We start from the raw sequence: 13,908 nt of genomic DNA, 5'->3' as shown, positions 1-13,908 counted from the left end.
GGCAAAGAGGTCACACCCGTTCCCATACCGAACACGGAAGTTAAGCTCTTTAGCGCCGATGGTAGTTGGGGGCTTCCCCCTGTGAGAGTAGGACGTCGCTTCGCAAATGAAACCGCTGAATCTCAGCGGTTTTTTTATGTGGAAAAGGAAGCCCTCAACTACCAAGAACCGAAGGTTTGTTCGGCGCGTATTAGAAGGAAAAAAGAATAACAAGAAAAAACAAATAAGAATTGATTCGAGAAGCGCGAGAACCAAGGAGTCCAAGGAAACGAGGAAGAGAGGAGCGGAGCGTACAAAGTACGTGAGCACCGCACAGACGAAGGTGACGCAGGAATCCGATGTGTTATCGTGCTTCGAGATAGCGCTGATGGTAGTTGTGGGCACCTCTGTGAGAGTAGGACGTCGCTTCGCAAATGAAACCGCTGAATTTTCAGCGGTTTTTTATATTCCTTCATTGTCAAAATTAATAACGGACAGTAGGGAATCAAAGCCATTATCCGAAATAAGAAACTTTTGCTTCACTATTAGTCTTTTAATTAATTAAAATTCCAGTACCTTTCGTAAGTCATTTATATAAGATTGGCTTACGGGAAGCTCTGCACCATTTTTTAGTTCTATAACAAAGTTTGAAGCTAGATCCCTGGAAATCCTCTTTATGAAATAAATATTTAAAATGTAGGATCGGTGAATACGTAAAAAGAACTCGGGCAGCTTCGTTTGCAGTTCTTTTAAAGTTATATTTGTTTTGTATTGTTCATTTTGAGTATAGAACCATGTTCGTTTTTGCAAGCTTTCAATATGTGAAATTTGTTCAATCGGAATAGGCGTCCAATCTTCATCCTGTTTGCCTGTTAAAAATTTATAAGGTTCTTGTTTCTCTGGGATGTAAGTTGAGGGTAATACAATAACCAAAGCTGCTTCACGTTGATCAAGATAAATTGGATAACCCATTGCATAATAAGGTATGTTAAAAATTGAGTTATCGATTATTGCTTCAGTTTTAGTTTTAGATTTTAGCACACGAGCTGCAATACTATCGGGATGAATGTTCTTGCCAATGTCTAAATGTAAATGATGATTACTTGGAGCGTAATAAACATACGAATTATCCAAAGCGATTGCAATTGATGCTTCCTTTGGCAGCCAATCCTCTAAAAGTATTTTAAATTGCTCCAGCCTCTCTTTAGAAACATGCAAATTATTAACCTCCATATTTAGAATCCCCCTATGTGAAATACAAATCTAAATACTTCATCTTGCAAAATTGCCTTTTTATCCTAAATATTTAATGTTTCGTCAAAAAATAATGATAATAAATTCACTCTGTTATATATTAATTTACAATAAATACTTCTGTTATGGAACAGATATACTAAAAATTTTTTTCTGACAGACTGTATTTAAAATAAGGGGAAGGTGTGGAATGTTCATGTCAACAAGACAAGAAAAAATCGAGGTTATTAAAAAAGATTGGGCTGAAAACCCACGATGGAAAGGGATTGAAAGACCTTATACAGCAGAAGAAGTAGTGAAATTACAAGGCTCTGTAGTAGTTGAGCAGACTTTAGCAAAACGTGGTGCTGCACGCCTATGGAAATCTTTACATGAAGAAGATTTCATTAATGCGTTAGGTGCATTAACTGGTAATCAAGCAGTACAACAAGTAAAGGCTGGTCTGAAAGCAATTTACTTATCAGGTTGGCAAGTAGCTGCTGATGCAAATCTTGCAGGACAAATGTATCCTGACCAATCTCTATATCCGGCAAACTCTGTACCACAAGTTGTTAAACGTATTAATCAGGCATTGCAGCGTGCAGATCAGATTGATTACGCAGAAGGGCGCAATGATGGATTTGACTGGTTTGCACCAATCGTAGCGGATGCTGAAGCTGGCTTTGGGGGGCCATTGAATGTATTCGAACTTGTAAAAGGCATGATAGAAGCTGGTGCAGCTGGTGTTCACTTAGAAGATCAACTAGCATCAGAGAAAAAATGCGGTCATTTAGGTGGTAAAGTATTACTTCCAACTCAAAATGCTGTACGTAACTTAGTTGCTGCACGTCTTGCAATGGATGTAATGGGTGTCGATACAATTTTAATTGCTCGTACAGATGCAGACGCTGCTGACATGGTAACAAGCGATATAGACCCACGTGATGCTGAATTTATCACTGGAGAACGTACACCAGAAGGGTTCTTCCGTACAAGAGCTGGCATCAAACAAGCAATTGCTCGTGGTTTAGCTTATGCACCATATGCAGATTTAATTTGGTGTGAAACGTCAAAACCATCACTAGAAGAAGCTCGTGAATTTGCTGAAGGCATTCATGCAAAATTCCCTGGTAAAATGTTAGCTTATAACTGCTCTCCATCATTTAACTGGAAAGCAAAACTTTCGGATAATGAAATCGCGGAATTCCAGCGTGAGATTGCAAAAATGGGCTATAAGTTCCAATTCGTAACATTAGCAGGCTTCCATTCACTTAACAAATCAATGTTCGAGCTTGCTGTTGATTATAAAGATAATGGTATGGCTGCTTACTCTAAATTGCAACAAGCAGAATTTGACTTAGAGTCAAAAGGTTATACTGCAACAAAGCACCAACGCGAAGTGGGAACTGGTTACTTTGACGAAGTTGCACAAACAATTTCCGGCGGTACTTCATCTACAACTGCGATGGCAGGTTCAACTGAAACAGCACAGTTTGTATAAGTTTTATTATAAATCTATGTAGCCTCGGTAACGAGCAGCAAACTAAAAGGTTTTAAATAAAGGGAAAAAATTAATCGAGGCTATTTATTAAGTATTCATATAAGGATGGGGGATCTTGAATATGAAGCAAGCAACAACTGAAGGGCTTAAAATTGTTGGGGAACTGACAGAACAAGCAAAGGAAATATTGACTCCTGAAGCATTAGAGTTCATTGTTTCTCTTCACGGTAAGTTCAATGAACAACGGAAGGAGCTGTTGGAAAAACGCAAAGACCGTCAAAAAAGACTTGATGCTGGGGATCAACTCAATTTCTTACAAGAAACAGAGCATATTCGTACAGGAGATTGGACAATAGCACCGCTTCCTGCAGATTTGCAAGATCGTCGTGTAGAAATTACTGGACCAGCAGTTGATAGAAAAATGGTTATTAATGCGTTGAATTCTGGAGCGAAAGTGTTTATGGCATGCTTTGAAGATGCATCAACACCGACATGGGAAAATATGATTGCCGGTCAAATCAATATGCGTGATTCAGTGCGGCGAACTATTGAATATACACAAGAGTCTAATGGAAAAACTTATAAATTGAATGACCAAATTGCTGTACTAATAGTCCGTCCAAGAGGGCTTCATTTACTTGAAAAAAATGTACTAGTAGATGGCGAACCAATGTCAGGCAGCCTCTTTGACTTCGGATTGTACTTCTTCCATAACGCTAAAAAATTACTTGAAAGAGGTACAGGACCTTATTTTTACTTACCAAAGCTTGAAAGCCATTTAGAAGCACGTTTATGGAATGATGTATTTGTTTATGCACAAGAGTATTTAGGTATTCCACAAGGTACAATTAAAGCAACTGTACTAATTGAAACAATTGTAGCTGCCTTTGAGATGGATGAAATTCTTTATGAATTGCGAGAACATTCAGCAGGATTAAATTGTGGACGTTGGGATTATATATTCAGTTTCATAAAACGCTTACGTAATCAACCAAATGTAGTTTTGCCTGATCGTGGGCAAGTAACAATGACCGTTCCATTTATGAAAGCATATACATCACTATGTATTCAAACTTGTCATAAACGAAATGCACCAGCAATGGGTGGTATGGCAGCGCAAATTCCAGTTAAAAATGACGAAGAAGCGAATAAAATCGCATTTGCAAAGGTTGCAGAAGATAAACGCCGTGAAGCTACAGATGGCCATGATGGTACGTGGGTTGCCCATCCAGGTTTAGTACCAGTTGCAATGGAGCAGTTTGATGCAGTTATGAAAACTCCAAACCAAATTGATAAGAAACGTGAGGATGTAAATGTAGCTGCGAACGATTTGTTGGCCGTTCCAGAGGGTACAATTACAGAAGAGGGGCTTCGCGTTAATGCAAGTGTAGGGGTTCAATATATTGCTTCTTGGTTACGTGGCAATGGAGCCGCTCCGATTAATAACTTAATGGAGGATGCAGCAACTGCAGAAATTTCACGTACTCAAGTATGGCAATGGATTCGACATGAAAAGGGAATTCTTGAAGACGGCCGTAAAGTAACATTGGAATTAACTTTAGAAATTTTACAAGATGAGCTCGCTAAAATTAAAGAGGCTGTTGGGGAACGTCTCTTTAACAGTGGTCGATACGACGAGGCGGCAGAACTGTTTAAATCTTTAATCGAGCAAGATGAGTTTGTAGAATTTCTAACTTTGCCAGGTTACGAAAAAATAAGCTAAAAAAGAGGAAACATTATCAAAAGGGTGCCTCCTAAATTGATAATTCACGAAAAAACAAGGGGTTTAGTAAAAATATAATGCAAATTGGGGATGGATGCCTTACTGGCTTTAAGAAGCTGGCAAGGCTTTTTTTTCGATAAAAATATAACTTTTAAAAGTATCTAGTAAAAGTTTTTATATCAGTTAAGAATTTTAATATATCGCTCTACTTTAAGAAGCTATTATACGATTTTCTAAGCTTGAAATTTTTAAAAATACTATCTTTATTTTCATCCTCTTTTCTCTTTTTTATTTTTTTGAAGGATATTTTTATAGTTTGGAGAAATTGTTTAGTTAGGAGAAAAAACATACATAGCAAAGGGGATTATGGGATGAAAAATATTGAAATGCTTTTAGTGCCGGGGCCAACACCAGTAGTTGATGAAATTTATGAGGCATTAGCGGAAGAAACAAGGGGGCATACAGATTCCCGATTTGTCGCAATATACAAAAACGCGCTAAATCAGACAAAACAATTACTGCAAACAGACGGAGAAGTATTCGTTGTAGCAGGCTCTGGTACACTTGCTATGGAAATGGCAATCGTTAACACAGTAGGCAAAGGTGAAAAACTGCTAGTTATAAGCCACGGTTATTTTGGAGATCGATTTACCCCATTGGCAAACGCTTATGGAATTGAAGTGGATGTGCTGCAATCTGAATGGGGACAACAAGTTGATGAAACACTAGTTGAGAAGAAATTGGCAGAAGGAGCTTATAAAGCCGTTACTATCACACATGCGGATACATCAACAGGGGTTATTTCAAATTTGGATAAACTAGTGCCAATTATTAAAAAGGCAGGGGCTCTAGTTATTTTAGATGGAGTTGTTGCAACAGCCGCATTGAATGAAAATATGAGTAAAGGTTACGGTCATCCTGATTATAAAATAGATGTTGTGCTAACAGGGTCCCAAAAGGCAATTGGCATCCCGCCTGGACTTGCAATTGTTGCATTTAACCAAACGGCACTGCAAGCCCGTGAATCACTAGGACAAATATCTGCCTATTATTGTGATATAAAAAATTGGCTACCAATAATGCAGGATCCATCGAAATACTTTGCAACCCCGCCGGTCAATTTAATTTATGCCTATAATACAGCAATGAAAATTGTACTAGATGAAGGAATTGAAAAGCGTGAAATGCGCCATATTGCCTTTGGTCGAGGTTTGCGTGCTGCCCTTCGAACATATGGTATGGAAGCTTTAGCTGATGAACAAGTGGCTGCTCCTACATTAAGTTGTATGCTGTATCCTAAAGGTGTAGACGATGCAGCTTTTCGAACAAGTCTAGCAAGTAAAGGTGTAATTGTTGCAGGGGCTCTTGCACATTTGTCAGGCAAAGCGTTTCGCATTGGCCATATGGGGAATACGACGAAAGAAATGCTTGAGCAAGCTATTCAATCAATAGGGGAAGTCCTTCAAGATCTAGGAAGAACAGTAGACATTGAGTCCGCAATAAATGCGTTTCAAGAAGAATTTGGCCAAGTAGTTTCATAAAATCAATAAGGGACTGGAACAAAACCTTATAAAAATTATTAAACCGCATGAAATCAAATTTAAAATCTTGATTTCATGCGGTTTTATTTTCACGATTTGTATAATAATTAATAAGTTTCCAACTTATGCCCTAGCTTCATTTATAAATTTATAAGAAAGTGAACGAAAAACTTTAACCCCTCACCTCTAACCTCGTAGACTACCGTTTCAAGATAAACTATAATATTCTTCATATGGTTTACAGATATAATATCTGTTATTTAAAAAGGAGAAATGAACAAAGATGGAAAACTTATTTCTAGCGCTTAATTTTGCTATTTCATCTGCAGCGCTAGCAGCACTACTTAAAATAATATTGATAGATATTATACTATCAGGTGATAATGCGGTCGTTATAGCGATGGCAACTAGAAATCTACCAAAAGAATTACAAAATAAAGCCATTTTTTGGGGAACAGCAGGAGCTGTTATTTTGCGAATTGCATTTGCAGCAATTATTGTATACCTACTGCAAATCCCATACGTAAATCTTATCGGTGGTGCCCTACTTCTTTGGATTGCTTATAAGGTATTGGTAGAAGGGGAAGAGGATGCTAATATTGAGTAACATAATGGTCTGTTTCAAGCCATTAAAACCATTATTATTGCAGATGCTGTTATGAGCTTAGATAATGTAGTAGCTGTAGCTGGGGCTGCTCATGGTCATATCGGGATGATCGCGCTTGGTGTTCTTATTAGTATTCCTATTATGATTTTTGGCTCTAAATTTATTGTTAAAGCTATGGAAAAGTACTCTTGGATTGCGTATATAGGTGCTGGGATTCTTGCTTGGACAGCAGGTGAGATGATTTTAAAAGATAAAAGTCTAAATAACCTGGTTGATCTTCCACATGGGGCTTTGTCGTATGTAATTTTAGCAATCATAACAGTCATTATACTTGCAGCAGGATATTTTAAAAATCAAAGCAATGCTAAAGAAAGTGGAACCAAACAAACAATATAATTGCTAAGGGAAAGAGGATATCTTACTCTTTCTCTTTTTCTTTCTTAGTTGCTTTACTATGAATTTCACGATTAGACAATAATATTTATATATTTAGCGGTTATACAATAACTGATGAATTACCTATTTAAAATTTAGGGGAATATTTTTGGAATTTAAAAGTTTTATAGAATTAACAGAATAGAGATAAATTTATCGAAAACTCAGCAACAGGAGCTGATGCATTTGAACCTTCACCAATCAATTTTCAAAAATTAACCTATTCTTATTAGTAATATAAGCAAATTCTTTTGGCCTCGATTTTCCCCACATTAAAGGAACTACTGTAATAGCTAGGAGATGAAGAACGCCACGATTTATTTTATAGTAAAGTAATGAAAAGATTACTTTTAAAATACGATGTAGATAATAGATAATTGAGGAGGGTGAAAGTAATATGGATATTAGAGCAGTAGAGAGATTGATTAATACTTCACAAAAGAGAACAGAAGCGGATTTTATTTTGAAAAACGCGATTGTAGCAGATGTTTTTTCATTATGCTGGAGAAAGGCCAATATCGTAGTTGCGGACGGCAAAATAATTGCACTAGATGAGAAAGATGAATTTACAGCGAAAAGCGTTGAAGATGCAAATGGCAAATATGTAATACCAGGCTTAATTGATGCACATATTCATATTGAATCATCTATGTTACCACCATCCCAATTCAGTCAACTTTTGTTGCCCCATGGAATTACCTCAGTCATTACAGATCCACATGAAATTGTGAATGTATCTGGATCTACCGGAATAGAGTTCATGTTGAACGAAGCAAATAATGCCAAAATGGATATTTATTTTATGCTTCCCTCTAGTGTTCCAAGCACCTCATTTGAACATGCAGGAGCAGTTATGAAAGCAAAGGATCTATCTCCATTTCTCCAAAATGAAAAGGTTTTAGGGCTTGCAGAAGTCATGGATTATCCAGCAGTCTTAAATGCTGATTTGGACATGTTAGAGAAATTATCCCTTATTCAAAATGTAAATAAAATCATTGACGGTCATGGTGCAGGTCTAAGTAGAGATCAAATTCGCGGCTATCGTGCTGCAGGCATTCAGACTGACCATGAATGTGTAACTGCTGAGGAAGCGCGGGAACGTATTAAACAAGGAATGTATGTGTTTATCCGACAAGGCTCAGCTGCTAAAAACTTAGTTGATTTATTGCCGGCAGTAACTCCTGCAAACGCGCGGAGGTTTGCATTCTGTACTGATGATAAACATTTGGACGAGCTCATGAAGGAAGGCAGTATTAACTTTTCTATTTCCCTTGCTATAAAACATGGAATGAATCCACTTCAGGCTATCCAATTAGCGACTTTAAATGCTGCAGAATGCTATCGATTATATGATAAAGGTGCAATTGCTGAAGGATACATTGCTGATTTTATTACGATAGAGGATTTACAAAGTATGAAAATATCATCAGTTTGGAAGGATGGTGTGAAGGTTGCTGAAAATGGCAAAGCACTTCATGAGGAAAAGGCACCAAATAGTATAAATAAATCAATCCTTCATTCAGTTCATATCCCATCTCTAACTCCAAAAGACTTTGAGATTCCTTTTCGGAATAGTAATTATGCAAATGTCATTAAGATAATGCCAAATCAGATTACGACAAAACATATAAAACAACAAGTAGATGTTCTAAATGGTCTGTTTGTCCCTTCTGTCGAGAAGGATTTGTTAAAACTTGCAGTCATTGAAAGGCATCATTCTCTAGGGACGAAGGGTTTAGCAATTGTTCATGGCTTTGGACTACGAAAAGGTGCTGTGGCAACTACTGTAGCTCATGATTCCCATAATGCAATAGTCGTTGGTACTAATGATGAGGATATGATTACAGCACTAGAAGCTCTTCAAACCATGCAAGGAGGATTGGTGGTTGTAGATGAAGGTAAGGTTATCGGCTCTTTAGCATTACCGCTTGCAGGGTTAATGACAACTCTTCCTGCAGAAGAAGCAGTACAAAAAATTCAGGAGGTTCATGAAGCCCTTCATCAAATCCATCCTGATTTACACTATCATTTCTTCTTAACATTATCTTTTTTAAGTTTACCCGTTATTCCGGAACTAAAATTAACAGATACAGGCCTGTTTGATGTACGTAACTTTAAACACATAGAAATTGAGGACCTTTCTGATAATAGTGTTATTTAATTGAAAAGCCACTGGAGTTGATTTTTGACAGGGATAAAATATTTAGTAATATACCTATATTTTTTCTAAGGGGAATATGCTGTGGTGAAGACAAAGATTGTTGTAATTATACCTGCTCTAAATCCATTAAACGCGTTAATTGGTTACGTCAAAAATATGCTGAAATTTGATATAGAAAAAGTCATCATTATTAATGATGGAAGTGATGAGAAGTATCAAGTTGTATTTGATGAACTTCGAAAGCTTGATGGTTGCATCGTATTGACCCATCAAAAGAATAAAGGGAAAGGAAGAGCATTAAAAACTGGTTTTCAATACGTAATAACATATATAAAACATGTGAATTTTGTTATAACGGTCGGGGCTCATGGCCAACATAAGCTTGATGATGTACAGCGAATTTTACAAAATGCAGCTATATTTTCAGACGGGATTATTTTAGGAGTGAGGAGCTTTAATTCAAAGGATATGCCTCTAACAAGCTCGATTGGCAATCGTACTGCATCTATATTATTTAGTTTGCTATTCCATAAACGCTTGCTCGATACGCAAACGGGCTTGCGTTGTATTCCTAAACAACAGTTATATTGGTGTATAAAAGTTCCAGGGGAATCATTTAGCTACGATACAAACATGCTAGTAGAGGCAATTAAGAGAAACATTCCAATTTATGAAATACCAATAGGCAGGTTAAAGTTGAAAAAAAACTCGATTATGTTTTATGATGAGATTATTAATACGCATAAATTACTTCAACAAATGTTAATTACATATTCGAAAAATCGAAAACATCATAATTGAGCTGAAACTTTTGCTTTTTTAAATCGTAAATATTACAGTACTACAAAAAGGGCTACTATTCTTGCAGGGAATATTCTTTTATGTAGTACTTTTTTAATTAATTGGTAATGATAGTACTAGGCAATAGATTTTTTGTTCATGGTATTTGAGGAGGAAAGTAAAATGGATGAAAATTTTCAACTAGAACCAGTAATAAGGGGAAAAGAAAAGCATTACACACCAAATAAGTTTTTAAACAAGCTAAGAAAAGCTGGCTTAAATTTAGGATTTAAAGCATTACACGGTGTGGCAACATTGTACTGTGCATTAAAAAGCCCCAATATGCCAAAAGAACATAAACTTATGATTGTTGGTGTACTAGGATATTTTATATTACCAATAGATCTTATAGCAGACTTTCTACCTGCTGTTGGCTTAGCGGATGATACAGTTATCATTGTTAAAGCTATTTCTGTGGTTTATGCATCTATTACAGATGAAATGAAAGAAGAAGGGCATGAACTGTTAAAGAAAATTTTTGGTGAGAACTATCTACCTTCTATTGAATATGAAATATAATCATTAGAAGAATAACAACTTTCAAAAGCCGGAATCCTGAGGTGATTGTACTATGTTAAAACGAATAATATTTCTCGTAATTGTCATTGTACTGCTTAAGCCGACATATGATTTCGGCTCTAAGTTGGTAAGTGATGTAAATGTTTTATTAAATGAAAATAATATAAATATACAAGATGCAACTTCAGAAGTTCTATCAAACGTATCTTCTACTGCGAAAGATACGATTGTCCAAACTGCTTCAACTATTACAGCAGTGGATGCTAAATTACCAAGTTCGGTTGAAACAACGGAGGAACTGGCTGAAGCTTTTTATTATCATTTTAGTCGCTGGGAAACAGATTTTGAGATTCGTTATGATGGAAGTACAACTAATATCGAAACAATTATTGAAACTGCTGTTGAAGAAGCTGCTAATCGGGATCAATATATTCTCGGCCATCTAGCTGATCGGAAAATAGAGTTTGAATATAATCAATTTGGTGCAAACATAAAAGTACATCAATCCTATTTAACTAATGCAGCACAAGAGGAAGTAGTAAATGAAAAAGTAGCAGCTATCCTTGCTACAGTAGATCCAGCATCATTGACGGATTTTGAACGAGTGAAGTTTGTAAATGACTATATTGTAAAAAATACAGAATATAGTGAAGAGACGTCAGCAAGTCCTCACAGTGCCTTTGCAATTGTGCAAGAAAACAGAGGGGTTTGCCAAGGATATGCATTACTTGCGCTTAAAATGCTGCAAGCATTTGGAGTAGAAACAAAATATGTTGTCGGGGAAGTATATACTGGAGGCCATGCTTGGAACCTAGTAAAAGTTGATGGAGAATGGTATCATCTTGACACAACTTGGAATGATCCGACTCCAGATCGAAAAAATATTGTCAGCTATGGATACTTCCTAATGAATGATGAAAAGATGGAGCTTGACCATAGCTGGATACAATCTGATTATCCAAGTGCCGACAGTAATAAATACGCATTTATGGCTCAAGTAGATCATGCTTATGAAGTAGATGGGATGATTTACTATAGTAATGTGGATGATAATAATAGGTTATATCGACTCGATTTAAATACAGGGGAAAATACACGGTTAACGGATAGTCGAGCACAATACATTGTTGGATATAGTGATTGGCTATATTTTAGCAATTATTCTCATGGTGGATATTTATCAAAAATTAAAAAAGACGGTACAGAAGAGTCTATTATATATAAAAAAGAAGTAAATAATTTATTTGTTGAGGATGGAAGCGTTTATTTTAATACTGATAGCGGCTTGAAAAAAATAGAATTATGAGGCTGGGACAAAACTAAAAGACGCCATTTTTCTTGATGAGAAAAATGACGTTTTTTTGCTAAGCGGAAAATTGATTTCCGTTCCGGGGACGCGCATCCAGGGCTGGCCCAGAGCCTCCTCGTCGCTACACTCCTGCGGGGTCTCGAGTCACGGGCTGTTCCCGCAGGAAGCTTTGTACCTGACGCTTCGCTTTCGGTACAGAAAAACATTGCTCTGTAGCGAAAGGCGCAGCCGGCAGCTACACTCGCCCCTTCACTTCAATCAATTTTCAAAAATTATCAGATTCTTATTAATGATAAAAGAGAATTCTTACAAAAAATCCACTTATGTCCCAGCCCCTTTCTTACCTCCAGTCAAGCGTTTTATAGGAATTAATTGTTCGGAGTGATGATTTTTTGTTTAGGAGGGGGGTACCCCCTCCTAAACAAAAAAATTGTGCATAACAAATAGACCTAACGATATTTCATTTTTTCGAAAGGTCATTTATGTTATAGTTAAATTACCATTTACGCACAGGGGCTAGCTGTGTTGTAATCGTATGGTAGATTGTGTTGAATAAGATGAAAAATTAATTTCAAAAACTTATTTATACACGCGATGATGGCAACCTTATGAGGCTTTCTCTGAGGTTGCATTTTTAATTTGTCATAATAATCAACGAGATGATTGGTTATTGTTTTACGTAATGTAATCATCGTTTTTATCATAAAAAATAAGATTTTCCGTAACTTCTTATTTCCTCGCTTATTAATACGATCTTGGTAATGCGTGTTGCCTGATTGATAAGTCATAATGTCGATTCCCACATAGGCGTTTAATTGTTTATGATTTCTAAACCGTCGAAGATCACCCAACTCTCCAATAATACGGACGGCTGTTGCTTCACCAATCCCAGGAAACGATAGAAGGACCTGATATTCAGAACGATCTTTCGAAAGTTCAACCATTTGTTTCACAAGCTGTTCCTTCTTTTCCTTTAAATCGGCTATGCGCTTTGCATAATCTTTTACTTGTTCACATCGAACATCTGTAGAGGTTATAGCTGGATAGGATTCTTGAGCAGCTTCTAATAAAAGAATCGCCTTTTCTTCTGCACGTTTTAATGAAAGGTTTTACGTGTATTCTCTTTTAACCTGTTCCGAAACGGTTTTAGAATGTGCAAGTAGTACTCTAGGATGAGGATAAAGTTGCACGATGTTTAAAAATAAAGCAGATTTTGGCGTAATGAGCTTCTCTAACTCTGGAAAACTCAGTTGTAAAATGGCATGCATTCGATTCCTTAAATGGTTCATTTCTATGTCAACTTCGTCATAGTACCTCGTTAACGCTCGCATCTGTTCATAATATTCATCCTGTTGGTATGTATAGTCACGTTCCATTTTAAAATGTGTTTTCGCTAATTCATGTGCATCGCTTTTATCGGTTTTATGTCGTCGCATGGAGGCCATTTGGAGGTTCGCCTCTAACGGATTCATTCGACTATACCGATAGCCATGATCACGTAAAAATTTCTCTAGTCCTTTTGAATAAACACCTGTCGCTTCAAATACAATTTCAGGTACTTGGCCGTCAAGAATCGTTAATTGGTGTAACCTTTCATGAAGTGTTTGAAAGCAAGAACGTGTATGTTCAATTTCACCTTCAAATTCACATTGTTTATAACGGTCATAAATCGTCATAGTACTTTTGCCTTTACTCACATCAAAGGCAACAACATGTTTCATATAATCTTCTCCTTTATAGCTAATCATAGAAGGCTTCACAGTACCTTATCGATTCCATTTTCTTATACACGATCTCTTGGACCCAACATACTAAACTGATTCAAATAAGGGTGTGAAGTTAGCCGGTTTTTAATACGGATTCTAAAGGATCCCAGGGGCTGGTCGGCTTTCCTTCACTTCTACTATAAAAAAAAGTAGCACAAACCATGGCCATGGTTTAGATGTAGTATAGATTTATGGACACAACTAGGTTAAGTCATTAATATTGAACTAACGAAAGGTCGTGTCCGAATTATGAGTCAAAAACGTTATAATCAAGAATTTAAACAAACAGTGGCC

General features: G+C 36.6%; 8 protein-coding genes, 1 rRNA gene and 2 pseudogenes. 9 read left to right on the top strand and 2 right to left on the bottom strand.

Annotated features, from left to right (window positions below; all coding sequences use genetic code 11):
- A 5S ribosomal RNA gene (gene rrf / locus EKG35_RS18840) occupies window positions 1-104 on the top strand; the annotation flags it as partial.
- Window positions 105-540: 436 nt separating this feature from the next.
- Here the strand turns inward: rrf and EKG35_RS18835 are convergent.
- Complete coding sequence (locus tag EKG35_RS18835; RefSeq protein WP_126296078.1) at window positions 541-1,212, bottom strand: LytR/AlgR family response regulator transcription factor; 672 nt, start codon at window positions 1,210-1,212, stop codon at window positions 541-543.
- Window positions 1,213-1,429: 217 nt separating this feature from the next.
- Here EKG35_RS18835 and aceA point away from each other — a divergent pair, with 217 nt between their 5' ends.
- From aceA to EKG35_RS18795, 8 genes and pseudogenes are all read left to right on the top strand, one after another.
- Window positions 1,430-2,713 (top strand): isocitrate lyase, encoded by a 1,284-nt coding sequence (aceA, locus tag EKG35_RS18830; RefSeq protein ID WP_126296077.1) that lies wholly within the window; start codon window positions 1,430-1,432, stop codon window positions 2,711-2,713.
- 121 nt (window positions 2,714-2,834) lie between these two features.
- Window positions 2,835-4,436: a malate synthase A gene (gene aceB, locus EKG35_RS18825; RefSeq protein WP_126296076.1), complete on the top strand. Its 1,602-nt coding sequence runs from the start codon at window positions 2,835-2,837 to the stop codon at window positions 4,434-4,436.
- A 371-nt stretch (window positions 4,437-4,807) separates the two neighbouring features.
- A complete protein-coding gene (locus EKG35_RS18820; protein WP_126296075.1) occupies window positions 4,808-5,977 on the top strand; it encodes a pyridoxal-phosphate-dependent aminotransferase family protein in 1,170 nt (389 codons plus the stop codon).
- Window positions 5,978-6,260: 283 nt separating this feature from the next.
- A pseudogene (locus tag EKG35_RS18815) lies at window positions 6,261-6,980 on the top strand (TerC family protein).
- A gap of 436 nt (window positions 6,981-7,416) precedes the next feature.
- Window positions 7,417-9,180 (top strand): adenine deaminase, encoded by a 1,764-nt coding sequence (ade, locus tag EKG35_RS18810; RefSeq protein ID WP_126296074.1) that lies wholly within the window; start codon window positions 7,417-7,419, stop codon window positions 9,178-9,180.
- An 81-nt stretch (window positions 9,181-9,261) separates the two neighbouring features.
- Window positions 9,262-9,981 carry a glycosyltransferase family 2 protein gene (locus EKG35_RS18805; protein ID WP_246020491.1) on the top strand — a complete coding sequence of 240 codons (720 nt, stop codon included), beginning with the start codon at window positions 9,262-9,264 and terminating at the stop codon, window positions 9,979-9,981.
- A gap of 162 nt (window positions 9,982-10,143) precedes the next feature.
- Window positions 10,144-10,539: a YkvA family protein gene (locus tag EKG35_RS18800; RefSeq protein WP_126296073.1), complete on the top strand. Its 396-nt coding sequence runs from the start codon at window positions 10,144-10,146 to the stop codon at window positions 10,537-10,539.
- Between the two features lie 52 nt (window positions 10,540-10,591).
- Window positions 10,592-11,845, top strand: a complete 1,254-nt coding sequence (locus EKG35_RS18795) for a transglutaminase domain-containing protein (protein ID WP_126296072.1) — start codon at window positions 10,592-10,594, stop codon at window positions 11,843-11,845.
- Between the two features lie 506 nt (window positions 11,846-12,351).
- Here the strand turns inward: EKG35_RS18795 and EKG35_RS18790 are convergent.
- Window positions 12,352-13,569 (bottom strand): annotated as a pseudogene (locus tag EKG35_RS18790) (IS110 family RNA-guided transposase).
- Between the last annotated feature and the right edge of the window lie 339 nt (window positions 13,570-13,908).

This window comes from Lysinibacillus telephonicus (genome assembly GCF_003966145.1).
Classification (GTDB): Bacteria; Bacillota; Bacilli; order Bacillales_A; family Planococcaceae; genus Ureibacillus; species Ureibacillus telephonicus.
The sequence above is the reverse complement of the archived record's forward strand: the minus strand, read 5'-3'. Positions and strand labels throughout refer to the sequence as shown.